The following is a 21,439-nucleotide window of genomic DNA, read 5'->3' as shown; positions in this document are numbered from 1 at the left end:
CCCCCCCATGAAATTGATGAGTTTTGAGATCGGTGCGCAGCGCCTCCTACGGGCTGTGCACGGCCGAAGGCGTGATCGACCTCGGCCGCCGCCTCGGCGCGGCCGCGCCCACGCTGCGCGAGCTGCTGGCCCTGCCGGACTGGCAGGCGCTCCCGCGCTCCCACGCGGGCGCGAAGGCCGACCACGCGCTGGCGGCGCTGACGCCGCTGCCGGTGATCCCGCAGCCGCGCACCATCGCCTGCGTGGGCCACAACTACGAGGAGCACCGCGTCGAGACCCAGCGCGACCCCACCGAGCACCCCTCCATCTTCTTCCGCCATCCCGAGTCGCTGCGGGGCAGCGGCGTGGCGCTGGTGCGCCCGCGCGAATCGACGCAGCTGGACTACGAAGGCGAACTCGCCGTCGTGATCGGCCGGGGCGGGCGCCGCATCGCGCAGGCCGACGCCTGGGCGCACATCGCGGGCGTGAGCTGCTTCAACGACGGCAGCGTGCGCGACTGGCAGCACCACACGCGCCAGTTCGGCCCGGGCAAGAACTTCGCGGGCACGGCCGGCTTCGGCCCCGCGCTGGTGACGCTGGACGAGCTGCCCGCCGACCGCGTGCTGTCGCTGCAGACCCGCGTCAACGGCAAGGTGGTGCAGCAGGCGCGCACCGACCAGATGATCTTCCCGATCCCGCGCCTGGTGGCCTATGTGTCCACCTTCATGACGCTGGTGCCGGGCGATGTCATCGTCACCGGCACGCCGGGCGGCGTGGGCGTGAAGCGCGTGCCGCCGCTGTGGCTGCAGCCGGGCGACCTCGTGGAGGTGGAGATCTCCTCGGTGGGCGTGCTGAGCAACGGCGTGGTGCAGGAGGCCTGAGCATGCAGGAGGCCCTGATCGCGCTCGAAACGCGCCGCTGCCAGGCCCTGGTGGCGGGCGACCTGAGTGGCATCGACGCGGTGCTGGACGCGCAGCTGGTCTACGTGCATTCGACCGGCCTGGTCAACGACAAGCCACAACTGCTGGACTTCCTCGCGCACCGCATCCGCTACGAGGCCGTGGAGCGCCAGGGCCTCGTGGTGCACCCCCACGGCGACGCGGCGTGGATGGCGGGCCTGATGCGCCTGCGCGGCCAGCGGGTGCCGGGCGGCGAGGCCGTGGCCTCCACCACCTTCGTGTCGCAACTGTGGGTCCACACCGCCGGTGCGTGGAAGCTGCGCGGCTTTCAAGCGACGCGCGTGGACGACGCGGCGTGGGCGAAGTGAGGCGCCGTTTCTCATCATCTGAGGCAAGGCTTTGACGCTCGCGACCCCCTCTGAACATCATGCCGACGCCGGTGCCTGAAGGCATCGCATCTGCTTCTCTTTCTTCTCATCAACCACATCACCCTCTCCGCAGAGAGAGGGACGGAGACATCGATGCCCCATTCTTCAAAAACCTCCCGTGCCCCGCGCTCGCTGGGCCGTGGCGTGCACCTGGCCCTCGCCAGCCTCGCGCTGATCGGCGCCGCGCCCCAGGCCTTCGCGCAAGCCCCCGGTGGTGGCGGCAGCGGCAGCAGCCAGGTCTCGCTCTACGGCGTGCTCGACGGCGGTTACTACCGCCGCAACCTCGCCGGCGAGGCCACGGTCTCGCGCATGGACAGCGGCCTGCTCTCCATGCCGCGCTGGGGCATGCGCGGCAGCGAAGACCTGGGCGGCGGCCTGAGCGCCGCGTTCGACATCGGCGGCCACTTCCGCATGGACACCGGCGAAGCGGGCCGCCACCCGGGCGACACGGCGGTGGGCCGCACCTTCTCGCTGGCCTCGTGGGTGGGCCTGCGCGGCGGCTTCGGTTTCCTGCGCATGGGCCGCATCCCCACCGGCAGCTACATCGCCACGCTGCAGTTCACGCCCTTCGCGGAGTCGGTGAACCTCGGTCCCTTCCTCATGCACACCATCACGGGTTCACAGCCCATGAACGCGGTGAACGGCGCCACCGACGGCATCTGGAGCAACTCGGTCGCCTACACCACGCCCACCTTCGGCGGTCTGTCGGCGAACCTGCAGTACGTGGCGCGCGAGGCCTCCACCGAAGGCCGCCGCGTGGACCTCACGGCGAACTACCGCCAGGGCGCCTTCGCCGCCGCGCTGAACCACCGCCGCGTGGACGGGGCCGCCATCACCACGCCGCGCGCGGCGGCCGAGCCCGCCGGTGCGCCCTACGTGATCCTGGAGACCAAGAGCACGCTGGCCAGCGTGTCCTACGACTTCGAGGTGGTGAAGGTGTTTGGTCAGTACTCCACCGGCACGGTGCAGGCGCGCGGCCTGCGGGAGATCGACCTGGACACGCTGGGCCTGAGCGCGCAGGTGCCGGTGGGCGCGGGCCGCATCGTCGCGTCCTGGGCGCGCACGAAGCGCGAGCAGGCCGGCGTCAGCGACCGCGTGCGCAGCACGCTGTCGGCGGGCTACATCCACGCGCTCTCCAAGCGCACCGACCTGTACGGCGTGGCGATCGCCGACCGCGCCACGAACCTGCGCTCGGGCACGGGCCTGGCGCTGGGCATCCGGCACTCGTTCTGAGGGGCTTGGCCCGGCCGGCCGCTCAAGCGGGGTTGGGGGGAGGCCGCACGATCAGGTGGGCCTGCAGTTCGCGGATGCGCTCGTCGGTGTAGTAACCGCCGACCTCGGTGTAGCGCAGGAAGGGCCGGGCGCAGCCGCTGCATTGCCAGACGTCGCAGCGGTTGTAGGGGAACCAGCCGAGGGCGATGGGCGCGTCGTCGGACCAGGCGCCTGTGCCGTTCGGGTGGTGCTCGGCCAGTGTGGGTTCGTCGGCGTCGGGGTCGCGCAAGCTGCCGACGCGTGTCAGGCGGGTCAGGTCGAAGCCGCCGGGCACGGAGTCCCAGCCTTTGCACACCAGGGCCTGGCAGTGGGGGCAGGTGGTGGCGGTGCGGCTTTGCTTGGCGATGGCCATCAAGTCTTCCAGGGTCATGGTCGCCATTGTGGGCCGCTTCTTCGCTGTCGGCTGGCGTCCCCCCGTTCTCCGGCGCCTGCTCGCGGGCGGCTGCCCGGGTCCGCAGCGACCCCTTCGTCAACACGACCCCTGACGCTCAAGCTCTGTGGCAACCGCGAATGGGGCGCCTGCGTCCGGGGGGAACACCATCCGCCGAGAGGTCGTCCCGGGCCCGCCGAAAGGAAGGCACCGCATGCCTGCGGTGCACTCTCGACGGTGGGTGGGGTTGCCGGGCGCAGGCGCCCGCGAGCAGGCGCCGGAGAACGGCAGCCACGCCCACCGGCAGCGAAGAAGCCCCGGCCCGGGCCTACTCGGGCTTGACGTCGATGGCCTTGATCACCGGCCGCCAGAGTTCCACGTCGGCCTGGATGCGGCGCGCGAAGTCCTTCGGCGTCTGCTGGCCGGTCTGCGGAATGAGGCCGGCCTTGGCCATGCGCGAGAGCACCGCGTCGTCGGTGAACATCTTCGCCACCGCGCCCGCGAGGCGGTCGGCGATCGGGGCCGGCAGCCCGGCCGGCGCGAGCAGGCCGTTCCAGGTTTCGGTCTGGAAGCCCGGGAACAGCGAGGCGATGGTGGGCACGCCCGGCAGCATCGCCACGGGTTGCGGGCTGGTCACGCCGAGCAGGCGCAGGCGGTCGCTCTGCAGGTAGGGCAGGGTCTCGGAGATGTTGGCCGTGTAGACCTCGGTCATGCCCGCGATGGTGTCGGCGATGGCCGCCGCGCCGCCCTTGTAGGGCACCATCACCGCGTCGATGCCCGCGCGTTTCAGGAACGCCGCGCCCGCGAGGAAGGACATGGAGCCGGTGCCCGCGTGCGCCATCAGCAGCTTGCCCGGGTTCGCGCGGCCGTGGTCCACCAGGTCCTTCAGGCTCTTGTGCGGCGAGGCGGCCGGCACCACCACCACCTGGGGATTGCCCGCCACGTTGGCGATCGGCAGGAAGTCCTTGAACGGGTCGTAGCGGATCTTGTAGAGGAAGGGCGCGAGCGAGATCTGGGCGATGGAGGCGAGGAACACCGAGTAGCCATCGGCCGGCAGCTTGGCCGCGTGCATGGAGGCGATGGTGCCGCCCGCGCCGGCGCGGTTGTCCACCACCACCGGCACGCCGAGCGCGCGGTTGAGGTAGTCCGCCGTCATGCGCGCGACGAAGTCGGTGTTGCCGCCCGCGGGGTAGGGCACCACCATGTTGATGGGGCGCTCGGGCCAGTTGGCCTGGGCGCGCGCCGCGCTGCCGGTGGTGCGCCAGGCCCAGGCCGCCCAGGGCGGGCAGCAGCAGGGAGTGTTGGACGAAGGAGCGTCGTTTCATGGAAAGTCCTTGGCTGGCAGGGTGGGGGCTGTTCAGGCCAGGGCGGCGGCGGGTTCGCGCACGGCCTTGGCGTGCTGGCCGAAGCCCTTCTGGCCGATCACCTGGTCGTTGAGGTAGACGGTGGTGCCGCGCACGATGGTGCGCACCGGCTTGGCCTTGAGCTTGCGGCCGGCGTAGGGGCTCCAGCCGATCAGGCTGAGCACGTCCTCGTCGCGCACCTCGTACTCGCGGTTCAGGTCGACCAGCACCAGGTCCGCGTCCGCGCCGACGGTCAGCGCGCCCTTGTTCGCGAGCTTGAACAGCTCGGCCGGCTTGGCGCTGCAGGCCTCGACCACGCGCTCCAGGCTGATCTTGCCTTCCAGCGCGGCGGTCATGAACATGCTGTAGTAGAACTGGGTCGAGGGCGTGCCGGTGTGGGCCTTCCAGCCGTCGGTCCAGCCGATCTCCTTCTCTTCGCGCGTGTGCGGCGCGTGGTCGGTGGCGACGATGTCGATGGTGCCGTCGCGCAGGCCTTCCCACAGGCCGGGCACGTTCTTCTCGGGCACCCAGTACGAGAGCGCGTAGGAGCCCAGGCGCTGGATGGCCGACCACTCGCAGCCCAGGAACAGCGCCCAGGGGTTGATCTCGCAGGTCACCTTCTGCCCGGCCGCCTTGGCCTGGCGGATCAGCTCCACGCTGCCGGCGGTCTGGGTGTGCAGGATGTGCAGGTGGCAGCCCGAGGCGCGCTGCAGGCGCAGCAGCGTGGCGATGGCGGTTTCCCAGATCACACCGTCGTGCGCGGCGTAGGCCTTGGCGTAGGCCAGGGCGTCGCGCTCGCCGCGGTCCCAGAACTTCTGCTCGATCACGTCCATCAGCGCCTGGTCGTGCGGGTGCACCATCAGCGGCACGTTCAGCTCGGCGCAGCGCTGCATGATCTCCAGGATCTTGCCGTGGTCGTGCACGCCGATGCCGGGCATGTGCGGGTAGTCGCGCCCGGTGTCCACGACCATGAAGATCTTGAACGCGGCGATGCCGGTGTCGGCCATGCCGGGCATCTCTTCGCTGATGGTGGGCGCGGGGTTGAAGTTCCAGTCCACGATCGCGTCGCTGCGGTAGATGTCGTACTGGCGCTCCAGCAGCTCCAGCGAGTTCGGCGGCGGCTGCACGTTGGGCATGGCCAACGCTGGTGGTCACGCCGCCGGCCGCGCACTGCAGCGTGGAGGTGTGGATCGTGTCCTTGTACTCGAAGCCCGGCAGCGAACCCTGGCGGTGGTGCGAATGCATGTCGATGGCGCCGGGCACGATGCCAGGCCGTCGGCTTCGATGACCTCGCGCGCTTCGGGCTCGGCCCCGGGTTCGTAGATGCCGGCGATGCGGCCGCCCTGGATGCCGATCGAGGCGACGCGGCGCCCTTGCGGCGTGACGATCAGCCCGTGGCGGATCAATGTGTCCATGAAATGTTCTCCTTGTGAGCGAGGGGGGTGGTGGAAGAGGGGTTGGGGCGGGGCGCGCGGCCGCGGATCACGTCGAAGATGTGTTCGACGTAGGCGCGGTCCAGGCCGCGGGTGATGAAGACCAGGCGCGAGTGGCGGTCCTCGTAGGGCCATTCGGCCAGCGGCGCGGGCGGGTGGAACAGGCGCTGCACCGCGTGCACGACGATGGGCCGGGCCTCGCCGGCGATGTTCAGGATGCCCTTGACGCGCAGCAGGTCGTCGCCGTGCGCGAGCACCAGCGCATCGAGCCAGGCGGCGAGTTCCTGCCAGGCCAGCGGCTCGTCGTACACGAGCGAGAAGGTCGCTATGCCCTCGGTGTGGTGGGGCGCGGCCGCCGCGCCGATCGGGCGGTAGCGCGCGGGCTGGTCGGCGTGGGCCTCGGCGTTGAGCCAGCGCCGCACCGCGGGGGCCGGCGTCGCGGCGGCGTACACGTCGAGCTCGGTGAGCACCTCCAGGCAGGGCACCTGGGTCGGCGTGGCCCAGCTCACCGTGGCGCCCGGGTTGAGCGCCTGCAGGCGCTGCTGCAGCGCCCGGGCCTGCGGCGGGTCGGCCAGGTCCATCTTGGTGACGACCAGCTGGTCCGCCACCGCCACCTGCCTGGTGGCTTCCTCGAAACCGTCCAGCGTGGTGGCGCCGTTGACGCCGTCCACCGTGGTGATCACCTGGGCCAGGCGGTAGCCGTTGGAGACCGGGAAGGTCATGAGGGCCTGCAGCACCGGGCCGGGGTCGGCCATGCCGGTGGTTTCGATCACGACGCGGTCGAAGGCGCGCACCAGGCCCCGGCTGCGCTTGTCCAGCAGCTCGCGCAGGGTCTCCACCAGATCGCCCTGCACGCTGCAGCACAGGCAACCGGTGCTCAGCTCGATGGTGTTGTCGTTGCTGCTGGCGATCAGGTTGTGGTCGATGCCGATGTCGCCGAACTCGTTGACCACCACCGCCGCGTTCGACAGCGCGGGCTCGCGCAGCCAGCGGTTGAGCAGGCTGGTCTTGCCGCTGCCCAGGAAACCGGTCAGCAGGGCCACCGGCAAGCGCGCACGATCGGAACTCATAATGGCTCTCCTTGATGAAAATCGCACCGGCTTGCGGTGCATCAGTTTTCGCAACAAGTGCGAATAATAGCAAAATGGAAACAAATGCGAAACAAGTTCGTTCGGGCGAGGGCGCGGGCATCCGCACGCGCAACCGGACGCTGCACATCCTTCAGCTCTTCGAGCGGCGCACGCTGTGGACGGTGGAGGCGATCGCCGCCGAGATGGGCGTGTCCATCAGCTCGGCCTACCGGGATGTCAAGGAACTGAGCACCCTGGGTTTCCTGGCGCCGTCGACGCGCTCGGCGTACATGCTCGGCCCGGCCTTCATCCGCTACGACCTGCTGATGCGCCAGGGCGACCCGCTGGTGAAGGCGGCCTCGGGGCCGATGCGCGAGCTGCTGGCGCGCACCACGCAGCACGCGGTGGTGCTGATCAGCCGGCGCTTTCGCGACCAGGTGATGTGCGTGCACCAGGAGAAGGGCAGCGACCACCCGCCCTCGTCCACCTACGAGCGCGGCGTGGCCCTGCCCATGTTCAAGGGGGCCACGTCCAAGGCCATCCTGGCGAACCTGGGTGACCGCGCGCTCAAGCAGATCTACCTCGACCACGAGCAGGAGATCCGCGAATCCGTGGGCCTGGGGGGCTGGAAGGACTTCGCGAAACAGATGAAGGCGATCCGCGAGACCGGCTTCGCCTGCACCGATTCGGAGGTGGCCCGGGGCCGGGTGGGCATCGCCGCGCCGGTGTTCGGCGACGGCCAGGTGGTGGCGGGCGTGAGCCTGGTGTTCGAGCTCGCGCACTACGACGAGGCCGCCTTCGCGGCCGAGGTGCGGCGCTGCGCGCAGGCGATTTCGGCGGCGCTGGAAACCTCGGCCTGAGCTCCCTGCGTTCACCGGCGGTTAAGACCTCTTGAGAAGGCTTCGCTGGTGGTGGCGCGCGCCGCTGCCTAGACTCGCGCTCAGCGAAACACCCTGAGGTTGCGACGATGACATTGACACAAGCCCTGGCCGCGGGCCTGGCCGCGATCGCGGTCGGCACCGCCCCCACCGCCTTCGCGCAGGCGAGCACCTACCCGAACCAGACCATCAAGCTGCTCGTGGGCTGGACGGCCGGCGGCGCCACCGACCTGCTGGCGCGCCACCTCGCGGCCCACATGGCCCGGCAGCTGGAGCAGCCGGTGGTGGTGGACAACCGCGCGGGCGCCGTGGGCACGATCGCCCACAGCGAAGCCAGCCGCGCCAAGCCGGATGGCTACACCATCATCCTCGCGACCAACAGCACCTACGCGATCGCGCCGCACCTGATCAAGCCGCTGCCCTACGGGCCCGATGCGCTCGCGCCGATCTCGCTGGTGGGCACGAGTCCGCTGATCCTCACCGTCAGGCCCACGCTCAACGCGCCAGGCGTCAAGGACGTGATCGCGCTCGCGCGGCAGCAGCCCGGCCGGCTGAACTACTCGTCGGGCGGCAACGGCTCCACCAGCCACCTGGCCAGCGAGCTGTTCAAGGACCTCACGCGCACCTCCATCACGCACATCCCCTACAAGGGCGGTGGACCGGCCACGCTGGCCGTGGCCTCCGGCGAGGTCGACCTGGGCTTCGTCGACATCGGCGTGGCCGTGCCGCTGATCCGCGCCGGCCGCCTGAAGGCGGTGGCCGTCTCCGGCAGCACGCGCAGCCCGGTGCTGCCCCAGGTGCCCACGGTGGAAGAAGCGGGCGTGCCGCGCTTCGAGTCGGCCACCAAGTTCGCGCTGTTCGCGCCGGCCGGCACCCCACCGGCCGTCATCGACCGGCTCTACGAGGCGGTGCGCAGCGTGCAGAAGAACGACGAACTGAAGGACCGGCTGCGCCAGCAAGGCATCGAGCTGGTCGCCGCCAGCCCGGCGGAGCTGCGCAAGGACGCGGCCGACGACCTCGCCAAGTGGGGCCGGCTGATCAGCGAGCGCAAGCTCTCGCTGGACTGATGCGCCGCATGACGTCGCGGATCGCCATCGTGGGCGCGGGGCCGGTCGGCTGCGCCGCCGCCGCCTTTCTCGCGCGCGACGGCATCGCGCCGGCCCTGTGGTCGCCCACCGGGCGCCGGGTGCGGCGCCACGCGGGCCGCGCCAGCTTCAGCTGCTCGGGCGCCGTCGGCGGCGAGGTCGAGGTCGAATGGCTGGCCTCGCCGGAGCGCCTCGCCGAGTTCGGCGTGGTGCTGGTCTGCCTGCCGGCCGACGCCTACGCCCGCGTGCTCGGGCCGCTGAACGCGCTGTGGCGGCCCGGCCAGCACGTGATCGTGAGCGGCGCCCTGTCGCTGGCGCCGCTGTGGATCGCGGCGGCGGCCGAGGGCGTGCAGGTCAGCGGCTGGGGCACCACGCTCACGACCACGCACTTCCAGCCCGACGGCAGCCTGCACGTCAACCCGCTGCGCAGCCGCATCGACATCGCCACCCGTGGGCCCGCTGGACCCTTCGGAGGCGCGGCAGCTGTGCGCGGACCTGTTCGGCGACCGCTTCGTCGCGGCGGACAACCTGCTCACGCCCACGCTGGCCAACATCAACCCGATCGCGCACGCGGCCGAGGTGATCCCGAACCTCACGCGCATGGAGGCCGGCGAAGCCTGGTCGCTGTTCGGCCACTTCACGGCGGTGGTGGGCCGCATGGCCGAGGCGCTGGACCTCGAGCGCCGCGCGGTGGCGCAGGGCTTCGGGCTCGAAGTCCCGTCGCTGCGGCAGCACTACGCGCGCTCCTACCACGTGCCCGAAGGGCCGCTGCACACCATGGCGGCCGCGATCACCGCCAACGGCATGAGCCCGAACGGGCCGGCCTCGCTGCAGCACCGCTACGTGCTGGAAGACGCGCCGTTCGGCCTGGCCTTCCTGGAAGCGCTCGGGCGCGCGGCCGGGGTGCGCACGCCGGTGCTCTCGGCCTGCCTCGGCCTGCTGGCCGTGGCCTACGGGCGCGACTTCCGCGCCGACAACTTCTTGCTCGACGCGCTGGACATCGCGGGCGGCGGCGCCGACGCGCTGCTGGCGCGCTGCGCGGCGGCGGCCAGCCCGGCCAGCTGAGCCCGGTCGTTGCCGCTGCGGCGGTAGACCATGGCGATGGGCACGGGCGGCGGCAGGCTTTCCATCGGCAGCTCCACCAGGCTGCCGCGCCGCAGCCGCTCGGTCAGCGTGCCCTGGGCCGCGAGCGTGAGGCCCAGGTTCTGCTCGGCCAGCTCCAGGTGGGTGATCGCGCTCATGGTCTCGATGTGCGGGATGAGCGCCGGCAGGCCGTGCCCGCGCAGCGTGTGCTCCAGCATCATGCGCGAGTTGGTCGGCCGGGGCGGCAGGATCCAGTGGGCCTGCGCCACCTCGGCCCAGCGCAGGGGCGGGCTGTTCGCGCCGCGGTTCGCGGCCAGCGCATGCTGCGGTGAGCCGACCACGCGCCACTGCTCCAGGCCGATGTGCTCGATGGTGAAACCCTGGGCCGACAGGCTGCCGAGTTCGGAGGGCGTGTCCATGGTGATCAGGGCGTCCACCTCGCCGGCCTCGAGCTGGCGCGAGATGTCGGCCAGCCGGCCTTCGAGCAGCAGCACGCCGGGCAGCTGGTCCTGCGCCGCGAGCACCGAGAGGATGCGCGGCAGCACGGTCCAGGTCAGGAACGGCGTGGCGCCGATCTTCAGCCGCTCGTGCAGCGGGCGCAGTGGCGCGGCCAGTTCGTCGGAGAGCTGCTCCATCTCCGCCAGCAGCACGCGCCCGCGCTGCACCACCAGCGTGCCGGCCACGGTGGGCACCACGCCGCGCGGCAGGCGGTGGAACAGCGGCTGCTCGAACAGCGCCTCCACGTCCTTGAGGCCCTTGCTCACCGCGGCCGTGGTCATGTGCAGCCGCTGCGCCGCGGCCCGCATGTTGCCGGTGTCGGCCAGCGTGCTGAGCAGCTCCAGCTGGCGAAAACGCAGGGCGGCCATGAGCCGCTGCGATGGGTTCCTCACGCGATGCCTTTCATGGGTCCTGCGGGACAGGACGGCCAACCAGCATAGCGTCTTGGTGATGGACCCCAGAAAGCCGATGGCCGCCATGGACGGATCGTCCATCGGCGGCCATCGGCCAGGGGCGTGGTCAGAACCGCGGGTTAGCCGCCGTTGCTGCTGCGCGATTCCACGCGTTCGGCGCGCACGTCACCCCGTGCCTTGCTGTCGGCCAGCACCGGCTGGGCGTATTGGCCGGAGAACAGTTCGTTGGCCTTGACACCGGTCTGGCCGTCGATCACGTAGTCGCCCGTGCGGATGGCTTCGGCCACTTCGGCCTTCACTTCGGCGCGGGTCTTGCCCACGGCGGCGGTGACAGCAGCGGGCTTCTCGGCGCGGGCTTGGGCGTACTGGGCGGGAAACAGCTCGTTGGCCTTGGCGCCGGTCTGGCCGTCGGCCACGATGTCACCGGTGCGGATGGCTTCGGCCAGCTCGGCCTTCACCTCAGCGCGGCTCTTGCTCACGACCACGGGCTGGGCGTACTGGGCGGGGAAGAGGTCCTTGTAACGGGCACCGGTTTCGCCGTCGGCGATCAGGTCGCCGTTGCGTTGGGCCTGGATCAGTTCGGCGCGGACTTGTTCGCGGGTCTTGCCCACGGAGGCATCGGCGGCGAAGGCGTGGCCGGCAACGAGGGTGGAGAGGGCGATGGCAACAACAGACAGCTTTTTCATGACAGTTTCCTTGGAGAGGGTTGAACATGCCGGTCGGTCCGTTGTGCGGTCTGGCCGGCTTCGATGCCTCTGCGGAGGGGTTTGCGTGCATCGATGGGATGAACTGTAAAGTTTCTGAATCAGAAGAAAAACAGCATTGGAAGGCTTTATGTATTGCTGAATTGGCAACAATGAGGGCAAATTTCTCCGGGAAAACCCTTTAAATTGGGTCTCATGGACCGTCTGACTTCAATGCGTGTTTTTCAGAAAGTGACCGACGAAGGCGGCTTCGCGGCCGCCGCCCGGGCGCTCGACCTGTCGCCCGCCGTGGTCACGCGGCTGGTGGCCGATCTGGAAGACCACCTGGGCACCCGCCTGCTGCACCGCACGACGCGCCGCGTCTCCCTCACCGACGCGGGCGAGAACTACCTCGACCGGGTGCGCGTGATCCTGCAGGAGCTCGACGAAGCGCACGCGCTGGTGAGCTCGCAGACCAGCGAACTCGCGGGCGTGCTGCGCCTGCTGGCGCCACCCGTGCTCGCCACGCACGTGCTCGCGCCCCTGGTCAGCGGCTTTCGGCAGGCCTACCCCAAGATCCTGCTCGACATCGACGTGGAGTCGCACCGCGAGCCGCCGATCCAGGACTACGACATCACGCTCATGGGTACGCCCGCCTCGTTCGACGCCAACGTGATCGCGCGCAAGGTGCTCTCCAGCGTCACCGTGCTGCTGGCCTCGCCCGCCTATCTCCAGCGCAAGGGCACGCCCGCGCGGCCCGAGGACCTGGCGCAACACGACTGCCTGCGCTACAGGGCTGCGGTGGGCCGGGGCCGCAGCTGGCGCCTGCTGCACGAGACGGACGAAGCCCGCTTCGTCGACATCGAGGTGCGGCCCGTGCTCTGGGTCAACCACCCCGACACCCTGATGCACGCCGCGCTCGATGGCGCCGGCATCGGTGCCTGCGCCATCGGCCTGGCCGCGCCCTTCATCGAAAGCGGCGAGCTGGTGCGCGTGCTCAACCCCTGGATCACGGACCGGCTGACGATGTACGCGGCCCTGCCCAGCCGCAAGTTCATGCCGCGCCGCACCGAGGTGTTCCTGGACTACCTCGTCGAGCAGACCCGAGCCCGCGTGGGCAGCGCGCTCACCACCTGCACACCCGCCGAGGCCAGTCTGGCGGTCTAGGTCGCGCGGTTCAGGTGGGCACCCTCTTTCTCGCGTAGTCGACGAAGAAGTCGAAGCTGCCCGGGTTCTGCATGGCATCGGGGCTGGCCACCTGGTCGGGTGGCGCGCCGAGCAGCAGCTTGCGCACCGGCACCTCCATCTTCTTGCCGCTGAGCGTGCGCGGGATGTCGGCCACCTGCAGCACCTCGTTGGGCACGTGCCGCGAAGAGGCCTTCGACCGGATCTGCTCGACGATGCGCGCCTTGAGCGCCCCGTCCAGCGCCAGGCCCGGCTGCAGCACCACGAACAGGGGCATGAAGGAGGGCCGGCCGAGGTACTCCAGGTCCACCACCATGCTGTCGCGCACCTCGGGCAGCTCTTCCACCACCCGGTAGATCTCGGCGGTGCCCATGCGGATGCCGAAGCGGTTGATGGTGCTGTCGGAGCGACCGTAAATCACCGAGGTGCGGCGCTCGGTGAAGCGGATCCAGTCGCCGTGGCGCCAGACGCCGGGGAAGGTGTCGAAGTAGCTTTCCCGGTAGCGCCGGCCGTCCGGGTCGTTCCAGAAGAAGACCGGCATGGAGGGCATGGGCTGGGTGATGACCAGTTCGCCCACCTCGTTGACCACCGGCTGGCCCGCGTCGTTGTAGGCCTGGGCGGCCACGCCCAGTTCGGGGCACTGGATCTCGCCCGCGTGCACCGGCAGCGAGGGCGCGCAGGCCACGAAGCCGGCCGCGATGTCGGTGCCGCCGCTGATCGAGGCGAGCCAGACGTCGGGTTTGACGGCGCTGTAGACCCAGCGGTAGGCATCGATGGGCAGGGGCGAACCGGTGGCGTTGATGGCTCGCAGGTGCTGGAGCGAACAGAAGTCGCGCGGCCGCAGGCCGTCCTTCATGGCGTTGATGAGGAAAGCCGCGCCGCAGCCGAACAGGGTGATGCCCTGCTCGTCGAGGAAGCGCCAGAGCGCCTGGGTGTCCGGCCAGCTGGGGTTGCCGTCGTAGAGCACGATGGAGGCGCCCGTGAGCAGCGCGCCGACCTGCCAGTTCCAGACGATCCAGCCCGTGCTGCCCAGGAACAGCAGCCGGTCGCCCGCGCGCAGGTCGTGCTGCAGGGCCATGGTCTTGAGGTGCGTGAGCACGATGCCGCCGTGGCTGTGCACCATGGCCTTGGGCAGGCCGGTGGTGCCGGAGGAGTACACGATCCAGAGCGGGTGCGCGAAGGGCACCCGCTCGTAGCGCGGCGGCGCCGCGTGCTGGATGCACTCGGACCAGTCCAGGCGGTCGCGCCAGCCGACGGCGCGGGTGGTGTGCGCCGGGCCGTGCACGTGCACCACGTGCCGCACGCTGGGCAGTTCGGCGAGCAGGTTCTCGACCTGGGGCGCGCGGTCGTGCGCCTTGCCGTTGTAGCGGTAGCTGTCGGTGGCGAACAGCACCTTGGGTTCGATCTGGCGCAGCCGGTCCAGCACCACGGTGGGCCCCATGTCGGGCGCGCAGCTGGACCAGATGGCGCCCACGCTCGCGCAGGCCAGGAAGGCGATCACCGTCTCGGGCCGGTTCGGCAGGTAGCTGGCCACGCGGTCGCCGGGGCCGACGCCGAGCGAGCGCAGGGTGGCGGCGAGCGCGGCGGTGTCGCGCTCCAGCGAGGCCCACGAGAGGCTCAGCAAGGGTTCGTCTTCGGCGTGCGCGAGGATGGCGGGGCGCTCGGCGGTGGCGTTGCGGAAGATGTGCTCGGCGTAGTTCAGGCGCGCATGCGGAAACCACTGCGCATGGGGCATCCGCCGCTCGCCGAGCACGGGTTGCGGGCTGCCCTCGGCCACCACCTCGAAGTGTTCCCAGATGGATTGCCAGAAGCCGTCGAGGTTGTCGGTGGACCAGCGCCAGAGCTCGTCGTAGGACGTGGTGCGCACGCCCTTGTGTTCGCCCAGCCAGGCCTGGTAGTGGGCCAGACGGCTGGACCGCACCTGCTCGGCGGTGGGCGACCAGAGCAGCTCGCCGGCGCCGTCCGGCAAGGGGTGGGCGTTCGAAGCGGTGGTGGTCGCCATGATCAGAAGCGGTGGCGGATGCCCACGCGCAGCGCGTTCTGGCTGTCGTCGGACGACGGGCCGTTGGTCACCAGCACCGCGCGCGTGTTCGGGCCCGAGGCCTTGCGCGCGTTGTAGGTCACGTACACGTCGGTGCGCTTGGAGAGGTAGTAGTCGGCGCCCAGCGTCACGGTGGTCCAGGCGGAAGACTCCAGCTTGGCGCGCTGCACGCCCGAGGACAGGATCAGCTCGCCGAGCTTGTACGACAGCGAGAGGCCGACCGTCTTCATCGCGTCCGAGGCGCCGTTCGCCAGCTCGAACGTCGAGCGCGTGGTCAGGGCCGCCACGGTGGCCGGCCCGAAGGCGTAGGAGGCGCCGATGCCGGTGGCCTGGTACTCGGGCAGCACGAAGGCGGTGGCCGCGGTGGCGCAGCGGGGTGCCGAGGAACTGCGACACGCCGTAGCTGCTGCCCGGGCGCACGGTGTGGCCCTGGATGCTGGTGGTGCGCGACGCCCAGGTTGAACGGGCCGTTGCCGTAGGTCGCGCTGGCGCTCCAGGCGTTGCCCGCGTTGGTCGCGCTGGTGCCGCCTTCGGAGAGCGCGCGCTGCACCGCGACCTTGAAGCCGGCGAGGTCGGGGCTCACGTAGGTGATCTGGTTGTCCAGCCAGGCGCCGGCCACGCGGTCGGCGTCGCCCGGCGTCATGCCGTAGATGCCGGTGTTGAAGCCCGGGTGGTAACGCAGCAGGGCGCCCACCATCTGGTCGAACTGGCGGCCCACCGTGAACTGGCCCAGCTTCTGGTCGGACAGGCCGACGAAGGCCGCGCGGCCGAACGCCAGGCCGCCCTGGCGCAGCGTGCCGTTGTCGGTCGCCACGCCCATCTCCAGGTTGAAGATCGCGGCCAGACCCCCACCGAGGTCTTCGCGCCCGCGAAAGCCGACGCGGCTGCCCTGGGACACGCCGTCGTCCACGCGCGTGATGCCGCTGCCGCCGACGTTGCTCACCCGGCTCAGGCCGATGTCCAGCACCCCATAGAGGCTGACGCTGGACGTGGGCGCGGGGGCCGTTTGCGCGAAGGCGCTGAGCGGGCTCAGCGCGACCATGCCGAGGCAGGCCAGACCAACGAGTTTCGAATGTTTCACAGTGCTTGCTCCATTTGCCAGTGGTGGCGCCTGCGTGGCGCCGGTTGCGATTCCGGAGCGGGTGCTCCGGGCCTTGGGTGGGCCTTGCGGCCGTTTTCGGGCAACAGAAGCCCCGGCACGTGCGCCCTGGGGCGCGCGCGCAGCGCTCTGTCGGGGGGAAAGGAAATGGCTTGCGGGTGCGCTTGGCTCAGATCAACGTCAGCAGGCGGCGCGGGGTCTTCACCAGGATGGTGTCCACGTCGGCCTGGGTGAATCCGCGGCGCAGCATGCGCGGCGCGATGTTGGCGAAGATGTGCTGGTAGCCGTGGCCGCCGTAGCGGCCCAGCCGCGTGCGGGTGCAGATGTCGTGGCTGATCAGCACCTGATCGCGGTGGCCCCGGTCGACCAGCAGCTTGACCATGCGCAGCCGCGCGCCGTCGTTGGGCATGTCGATGTCGGCCGCCGGGTAGGCGGTCTGCTCCCAGCCGAACAGGTCGAACTCGATCACGCAGCCGGTGTCGGCCAGGCGCAGCAGCCGCTCGTCGTCGAAGATGGTGCGGTCGATGTGGCTGATGACCACGCGGTCCACCGGCAGGCCGCGCGCGCGGATGAAGTCCACCACCTCCATCGGCTGGTCGGCGTCGCGCCCGGGGTGCACGTTGAGCGCGGCCCCGGTGGCCTGCATCGCGGTGAGCGCGCCGTGCATGACGCGCTGCTCCAGGTCCGTCCACGGGGCCTGGCAACCGATCTCGCCGATGATGCCGGCGCGCACCTGGGTGCCCCAGGCGCCCACGGTGAGCTGCTCCACCATCTCGCGCGCGAAGTCGTCGGCCGTTCGCGTGTGGTTGGCCGGGTGCTGGTAGTCGTTCACGTAGTGGCCGCAGCCCATGACGATGTGCACGCCGGTGGCCCGCGCCACCTCCACCAGCCGATCGGGCTGGGGGTTGAGGCCGCCCACCGTGAGGTCCACCAGCGAGGCGCCGCCCGCGGCCTTCATGTCGCGCAACTCGGCCACGGCCACGTCGGTCTCGTCCAGCCGGTAGTTGCGCATGAAGAGCTTCTGGCCGTAGGCGATGCCCCAGCAGTTGCAGAGCTCGATGTCGGCTTCCTGCTCGGGCGGCGGGTTCAGTCGCAGCGGGGGCGGCGTGAGGTCGATGAAGACGTGCTCGTGCATGAGCGTGGGCCCCAGCTCGGCGGGGTCCACCAGGCCGAGCACGGTCTGCACGCGGCCTTGGCGCGGCTCGGCGGCGCTCATGGCTGAAGGCCCTGGCCGTAGCGGTCCACGAAGGCTTCGAAGGCGCCGTGGAAGCGGTCCAGGTCCTCGTCGGTCAGCGGCAGCGACAGCACGATGAAGCCGCGCCGCGCGACGTAGAAGCCGTGGGCCAGCATGTGGAAGAAGAACAGGTCCTTGACGATCTGTTCGGCGGCGGGGATGTCGTCGCAGTGGCGGATCTCGCCCGGCGTGGCGTGCAGGTTCATGAGCGTGCCCAGGCCGGTGAACTGCAGGCGGGTGCCGCGCGCCCGGGCGGTCGCGTTCAGGCGCTCGCGCAGCGCGTCGCCGCGCGCGTTGAAGGCCACCGCCACCTCGGGCGTGTAGACCTGGCTCAGGCCCGCGATGCCGGCCGACATGGTCATCACGTTGTTGTTGAAGGTGCCGGCGTGGCCCAGGTGGCCCGGCACGCGCGGGTCGAACAGCGCCATCACGTCCTGGCGGCCACCGAAGGCGCCGAAGGACATGCCGCCGCCGATGTACTTGCCCAGCGTGGTCATGTCGGGCGCGATGCCCAGGGCGGCCTGGCGCCCGCCCGGCGTCAGGCGCGAGGTCATCACCTCGTCGAACACCAGCAGCGCGCCGGTCTCGGTGGCGAGGCGGCGCAGGTCGGCCAGGAACTCGGGGCGCCCGACGATGCAGCCCCCGGCGCCCTGCATGGGCTCGACCAGGATGGCGGCCAGGTCTTTCGCGTGCTCGGCCACCAGCGCGGCGGTGCCGGCCTGGTCGTTGTAGGTGCCCAGCACGAAGTCGTGCGGCACGTTGATCGGCGAGTGGCCGGCGGCGAAGGTGAGCACGCCGCCGTGGTAGCCGCCCTTGAACACGAGGATCTTCTGCCGCCCGGTGAAGTGTTTGGCCGCCGCGATGGCCAGCAGGTTGGCCTCGGTGCCGGAGTTGGTGAAGCGCAGGCGCTGCACCGAGGGGAAGCGGCTGGTCACCAGTTGCGCCAGCCGCGCTTCGAGCAGGTTGTGGCCGGTGAGGTTGATGCCGCCGTCCAGCGCCGCCTGGATGGCTTCGCGGATCACCGGGTGGCTGTGGCCGTACAGGCCGGCCGTGAACTCGCCCAGGAAGTCGAGGTATGGATGGCCGTCCGCGTCCCAGAGGCGGGCGCCTTCGCCGCGGGCCATGGCCAGCGGAAAGGGCTCGTAGTAGAGCACCGAGCGGGTGTTGCCGCCGGGCATGACGGCGGTGGCCGCCTGGTAGCGGCTTTGGCTCTGGGGGTGGCGCGCCACGTAGGCGTCGCGCAGCTGGCTCAGTTCGGTGTCGAGGTTCATGTGATGGTCAGAGAAGGCAGGGGAAATCAGCCGGCGGTGTCGTCCAGCGGCCAGAGGGGGCGCCGCACGTTGCGGTAAGGCAGGGTGCGCAGGTCGGTGGCGTGGATGCCGCCCGATTCCACAAACACGATGCCGCGCGCGATGGGTTCGAGGTCGGCGCGGAAATGGTTGATGCCCTTGAGGGCGAGCACGTTGAGCCGCTCGACGTCCACGCCGAGCACGCGGTACTGGCCGCGCTCCTCGGCCTGCACGCGGTTGCTGGCGACGATGACCTGCACCTCGCCGCATTGCAGCAGGGCGCTGGCGCCGATGGAGGCCGGTGTGCCGGTCTTGAAGGGGCCGGTGCGCACGAAGCGGCCGTCGGACACCGCGAGCACCTGGGCGCGCACGGCCACGGGCCCGCCGCCGAAGGCCGGGTCGGTCTTGCCGCCGATGCGCAGGTCCAGCGCCTGGCCCACGCCGGCTTCGATCGCCTGGCGGGCGCTCTCGGGGTCGTGGAGCAGCCCCACCAGCGTGCCCGGCAGGTTGGCGGCCAGCAGGGCCTGGAGCAGGGCGGTGGCGTCGCCGTAGCCGCCGCCGCCCGGGCCGTCGGTGTAGTCGGCCAGGATCAGCGGGCCGCGGCCCTGGGCCGGCTCGCGGCAGCGCGCCAGCGCCTCGTCGACGCTTTGCAGGTGCACGGTCTTCTGGTCGCGCCAGCGGTAGGCATCGTCGATCAGCTCGTCCGCCACGCGCTGGCACAGCGCGGCGTCGCCGTCGCCGACCACCAGCACCGAGGGGCCGGCTTCGTAGACGTCGCCCATGTAGTAGCCCGCATTCAGGCTCACATCGAGCACGGCCGCCTCGCGCTGCTCCCAGGCCCGCGCGCGGGCGTGCAGGCGCGTCATGGGGCCCTCGCGCAGCGTGCGGCCCAGGTCCATGCCGGCGATCATGTCGCGCCGCGCGAGGTGCACGCGCGGGCGGATCTCGCCGGCCAGGGCGCGCCCCACCAGCGCGCAGGCCCGCTGGCCGGCCTCGTACTGGTCCACGTGCGGCGTGGTGCGGTAGCTGGTGAGGATGTCGGCGTAGCGCACCATGGCGTCGGTGACGTTGGCGTGCAGGTCCAGCGTGGCCGCGACCACCACGCGCGGGCCGACCTGCTGGCGGATGCGGCACAGCAGATCGCCCTCGGGGTCGGGCAGGCCTTCGACGAACATCGCGCCGTGCAGCGACAGCACCACGGCGGCCACGTGAGGGTGCTCGGCCAGCGCGCGCAGCATGGGCTCGGTGAGCGCGTCGTAGGCCGCGCGGGTGACGGGCCCGGCGGTGGAGGCGCAGGCGCTGACCGTGGGCACGAGCTGCCAGCCCTGCGCCTGCGCGGCGTCGATGATGCCGCCCAGCTCGGTGCGCGTGCCGCGCATGCGCTCGACGAGCTCGTCGCCGAACAGCAGCTCCTCGCGGCCGAACTCGGCCAGCGTGGTGCGCAGCCGGCTGAAGGCGTGGCTCTCGTGGCTGAGCCGGGCCACCACCACTTGGGGGGCCGTGGTGCGGAGCGCGCTCATGCCGTGGCTCCGTGGAAGGCGAAGCCGCGGCCGGGCACCGAGTCCAGCAGGGCGCGGGTGTAGGCGTGGGCCGGGTCGGCGAACACCTGGTGCGCCGGCCCTTCCTCGACGATGGCGCCCTGGTGCATCACGATGATGCGGTCGCAGATCTGGTTGGCCACGCGCAGGTCGTGGGTGATGAACAGCAGACCGATGCGCAGGCGTTGCTGGATGTCGTCGAGCAGCTCGAGGATCTGCGCCTGCACCGAGACGTCCAGCGCCGAGACCGCTTCGTCGGCGATCAGCACCTGCGGGTTGCAGGCCAGCGCGCGCGCGATGCAGATGCGCTGGCGCTGGCCGCCCGAGAACTCGTGCGGGTAGCGGTGCAGCGCGTCCGGGCGCAGGCGCACCAGGCGCATCAGCTCCTCGGCGCGGGCCCAGGCCTGTTCGTGGCGCTGGCCGGCGTTGACCGCGCCTTCGATGATGGACTCGCCCACGGTCTGGCGCGGGTTGAGCGAGCGGTAGGGGTCCTGGAACACCACCTGCACCTGCTCGCGGAACGCCTTGAGCCGGCGCCCGCTGGCTTTCTCGACGGCCTCGCCGTGCGACAGCACCTCGCCCGCGCTGGGGTCGATCAGGCGCGCGATGCAGCGCGCCACGGTGGACTTGCCCGAACCCGATTCGCCCACGATGCCCACCGTCTCGCCGGGGCGCACGCGCAGCGACACGTCGCGCGCGGCGTGCACGTCCTTGCGGCCGCCGAAGAGGCGCCGCGTGCTGTTGGTCTTTGGCCAGGCCACGCGCCTCGATCAGGGGCGCGGCCTCGGCCACGGGCGCGCGCCGCACCGGCTCGAGACCGGGCACGGCCGAGAGCAGCATGCGGGTGTAGGGCTCGCGCGGCGCCTGCAGCACCGCGAGCTTGGGGCCCTGTTCGACCATCTCGCCCAGTCGCATCACCACCACGTGGTCGGCGATCTCGGCCACCACGCCGAAGTCGTGCGTGATGAAGAGCACGGCGGTGCCGTTCTCGCGCTGCAGTTCCCGGATGAGCTTGAGGATCTCGGCCTGCGTGGTCACGTCCAGCGCGGTGGTGGGCTCGTCGCAGATCAGCAGCGCGGGCTTGAGGATCAGCGCCATGGCGATCATCACGCGCTGGCGCTGGCCGCCCGAGAGCTGGTGCGGGTAGGCGCCGAAGATGCGCGGGGGCGAGGGCAGGCGCGTGCGGCCGAACACCTCGAGGATGCGCTCGCGCCGCTCGGCGGGCGAGAGATCGGTGTGCACGGCCAGCATCTCGTCGAGCTGCTGGCCGCAGGTCATGACCGGGTTGAGCGCGGTCATGGGCTCCTGGAAGATCATGGCCATGCGCTCGCCACGCACGCGGCGCAGGCGCTCCGACGGCATCGCCAGCACGTCTTCGCCGAGCAGGCGCACGCTGCCGCGCACGGGCGACACGGCGGGCGGCAGCAGGCGCATCACGGTCTGCGCGATGACGGATTTGCCCGAGCCCGATTCACCCAGCAGGCAGGTGGTCTGGCCGGCGAAGACCTCGAAGCTGATGCGCTCGACCGCATGGAGCCGGTCGGCGTTGGGGGGCAGCTGCACCGTGAGGTCGTGGACCGTCAGCACGGGCTCGATGGCGGCGTGGGAAAGGGTCATGG

Annotated in this window: 21 protein-coding genes and 1 pseudogene; 7 read left to right on the top strand and 15 right to left on the bottom strand. The window is 70.9% G+C overall.

Annotated features, from left to right (window positions below):
• Positions 1-32 precede the first annotated feature (32 nt).
• The 3 genes from ACFJI0_RS23025 (at position 33) to ACFJI0_RS23015 (ending at position 2,539) form a co-directional block, all read left to right on the top strand.
• Positions 33-860, top strand: a complete 828-nt coding sequence (locus ACFJI0_RS23025) for a fumarylacetoacetate hydrolase family protein (protein WP_382322466.1) — start codon at positions 33-35, stop codon at positions 858-860.
• Positions 861-862: 2 nt separating this feature from the next.
• On the top strand, positions 863-1,246 hold the full coding sequence (locus ACFJI0_RS23020; protein WP_382322465.1) for a nuclear transport factor 2 family protein: 384 nt from the start codon (positions 863-865) through the stop codon (positions 1,244-1,246).
• A 153-nt stretch (positions 1,247-1,399) separates the two neighbouring features.
• Positions 1,400-2,539 (top strand): porin, encoded by a 1,140-nt coding sequence (locus tag ACFJI0_RS23015; RefSeq protein WP_382322464.1) that lies wholly within the window; start codon positions 1,400-1,402, stop codon positions 2,537-2,539.
• A gap of 22 nt (positions 2,540-2,561) precedes the next feature.
• Here the strand turns inward: ACFJI0_RS23015 and ACFJI0_RS23010 are convergent, their stop codons facing one another.
• The 5 genes from ACFJI0_RS23010 to ACFJI0_RS22990 all read right to left on the bottom strand — a co-directional run bounded on the left by ACFJI0_RS23010 (position 2,562) and on the right by ACFJI0_RS22990 (position 6,794).
• Positions 2,562-2,948, bottom strand: a complete 387-nt coding sequence (locus tag ACFJI0_RS23010) for a hypothetical protein (protein WP_382322463.1) — start codon at positions 2,946-2,948, stop codon at positions 2,562-2,564.
• Positions 2,949-3,276: 328 nt separating this feature from the next.
• Positions 3,277-4,152 carry a Bug family tripartite tricarboxylate transporter substrate binding protein gene (locus ACFJI0_RS23005; RefSeq protein WP_382322462.1) on the bottom strand — a complete coding sequence of 292 codons (876 nt, stop codon included), beginning with the start codon at positions 4,150-4,152 and terminating at the stop codon, positions 3,277-3,279.
• A gap of 153 nt (positions 4,153-4,305) precedes the next feature.
• Positions 4,306-5,427 carry a dihydroorotase family protein gene (locus tag ACFJI0_RS23000; RefSeq protein ID WP_382322461.1) on the bottom strand — a complete coding sequence of 374 codons (1,122 nt, stop codon included), beginning with the start codon at positions 5,425-5,427 and terminating at the stop codon, positions 4,306-4,308.
• A gap of 15 nt (positions 5,428-5,442) precedes the next feature.
• Complete coding sequence (locus ACFJI0_RS22995; RefSeq protein WP_382322460.1) at positions 5,443-5,706, bottom strand: hypothetical protein; 264 nt, start codon at positions 5,704-5,706, stop codon at positions 5,443-5,445.
• Positions 5,694-6,794 (bottom strand): CobW family GTP-binding protein, encoded by a 1,101-nt coding sequence (locus ACFJI0_RS22990; protein ID WP_382322459.1) that lies wholly within the window; start codon positions 6,792-6,794, stop codon positions 5,694-5,696. Before ACFJI0_RS22990 ends, ACFJI0_RS22995 begins: the two co-directional genes overlap by 13 nt.
• Before the next feature lie 74 nt (positions 6,795-6,868).
• Between ACFJI0_RS22990 and ACFJI0_RS22985 the strand changes: the two genes are divergently transcribed.
• Positions 6,869-7,654 (top strand): IclR family transcriptional regulator, encoded by a 786-nt coding sequence (locus ACFJI0_RS22985; RefSeq protein ID WP_382322458.1) that lies wholly within the window; start codon positions 6,869-6,871, stop codon positions 7,652-7,654.
• Positions 7,655-7,761: 107 nt separating this feature from the next.
• The gene (locus ACFJI0_RS22980; protein WP_382152649.1) at positions 7,762-8,739 is read left to right on the top strand and encodes a Bug family tripartite tricarboxylate transporter substrate binding protein; all 978 of its coding nucleotides are present in this window, start codon (positions 7,762-7,764) and stop codon (positions 8,737-8,739) included.
• A gap of 253 nt (positions 8,740-8,992) precedes the next feature.
• Here ACFJI0_RS22980 and ACFJI0_RS22975 read toward each other — a convergent pair whose 3' ends face one another.
• On the bottom strand, positions 8,993-9,193 hold the full coding sequence (locus ACFJI0_RS22975) for a hypothetical protein (RefSeq protein WP_382322457.1): 201 nt from the start codon (positions 9,191-9,193) through the stop codon (positions 8,993-8,995).
• Between the two features lie 14 nt (positions 9,194-9,207).
• On the opposite strand from ACFJI0_RS22975, the gene ACFJI0_RS22970 reads away from it, so the two are divergent.
• Positions 9,208-9,822 (top strand): NAD/NADP octopine/nopaline dehydrogenase family protein, encoded by a 615-nt coding sequence (locus ACFJI0_RS22970; RefSeq protein WP_382322456.1) that lies wholly within the window; start codon positions 9,208-9,210, stop codon positions 9,820-9,822.
• Here ACFJI0_RS22970 and ACFJI0_RS22965 read toward each other — a convergent pair.
• Both ACFJI0_RS22965 and ACFJI0_RS22960 read right to left on the bottom strand, forming a co-directional pair.
• Complete coding sequence (locus ACFJI0_RS22965; RefSeq protein ID WP_382322455.1) at positions 9,708-10,706, bottom strand: LysR family transcriptional regulator; 999 nt, start codon at positions 10,704-10,706, stop codon at positions 9,708-9,710. The genes ACFJI0_RS22970 and ACFJI0_RS22965 overlap by 115 nt on opposite strands.
• A gap of 164 nt (positions 10,707-10,870) precedes the next feature.
• Positions 10,871-11,437, bottom strand: a complete 567-nt coding sequence (locus ACFJI0_RS22960; RefSeq protein ID WP_382322454.1) for a DUF4148 domain-containing protein — start codon at positions 11,435-11,437, stop codon at positions 10,871-10,873.
• A gap of 213 nt (positions 11,438-11,650) precedes the next feature.
• On the opposite strand from ACFJI0_RS22960, the gene ACFJI0_RS22955 reads away from it, so the two are divergent.
• Positions 11,651-12,601 (top strand): LysR family transcriptional regulator, encoded by a 951-nt coding sequence (locus ACFJI0_RS22955; protein WP_382322453.1) that lies wholly within the window; start codon positions 11,651-11,653, stop codon positions 12,599-12,601.
• A gap of 10 nt (positions 12,602-12,611) precedes the next feature.
• Here the strand turns inward: ACFJI0_RS22955 and ACFJI0_RS22950 are convergent, their stop codons facing one another.
• The 7 genes and pseudogenes from ACFJI0_RS22950 to ACFJI0_RS22920 form a co-directional block, all read right to left on the bottom strand.
• Complete coding sequence (locus tag ACFJI0_RS22950; RefSeq protein WP_382322452.1) at positions 12,612-14,621, bottom strand: acetoacetate--CoA ligase; 2,010 nt, start codon at positions 14,619-14,621, stop codon at positions 12,612-12,614.
• Positions 14,622-14,623: 2 nt separating this feature from the next.
• Positions 14,624-15,007: a porin gene (locus ACFJI0_RS22945; RefSeq protein ID WP_382322451.1), complete on the bottom strand. Its 384-nt coding sequence runs from the start codon at positions 15,005-15,007 to the stop codon at positions 14,624-14,626.
• Positions 14,935-15,741 carry a porin gene (locus ACFJI0_RS22940; protein WP_382322450.1) on the bottom strand — a complete coding sequence of 269 codons (807 nt, stop codon included), beginning with the start codon at positions 15,739-15,741 and terminating at the stop codon, positions 14,935-14,937. The genes ACFJI0_RS22945 and ACFJI0_RS22940 overlap by 73 nt, the downstream gene beginning before the upstream one ends.
• Before the next feature lie 187 nt (positions 15,742-15,928).
• On the bottom strand, positions 15,929-16,975 hold the full coding sequence (locus ACFJI0_RS22935; protein ID WP_382322449.1) for a phosphotriesterase: 1,047 nt from the start codon (positions 16,973-16,975) through the stop codon (positions 15,929-15,931).
• Positions 16,972-18,264, bottom strand: a complete 1,293-nt coding sequence (locus ACFJI0_RS22930) for an aspartate aminotransferase family protein (protein ID WP_382322448.1) — start codon at positions 18,262-18,264, stop codon at positions 16,972-16,974. Before ACFJI0_RS22930 ends, ACFJI0_RS22935 begins: the two co-directional genes overlap by 4 nt.
• Before the next feature lie 26 nt (positions 18,265-18,290).
• Positions 18,291-19,802, bottom strand: a complete 1,512-nt coding sequence (locus ACFJI0_RS22925) for a M81 family metallopeptidase (protein WP_382322447.1) — start codon at positions 19,800-19,802, stop codon at positions 18,291-18,293.
• Positions 19,799-21,437 (bottom strand): annotated as a pseudogene (locus ACFJI0_RS22920) (ABC transporter ATP-binding protein). The gene ACFJI0_RS22925 and the pseudogene ACFJI0_RS22920 overlap by 4 nt, the downstream one beginning before the upstream one ends.
• Between the last annotated feature and the right edge of the window lie 2 nt (positions 21,438-21,439).

The organism is Hydrogenophaga sp. UC242_53 (assembly GCF_042696965.1).
GTDB lineage: Bacteria > Pseudomonadota > Gammaproteobacteria > Burkholderiales > Burkholderiaceae_C > Hydrogenophaga.
This window is presented reverse-complemented; position numbering and strand designations above follow the sequence as displayed.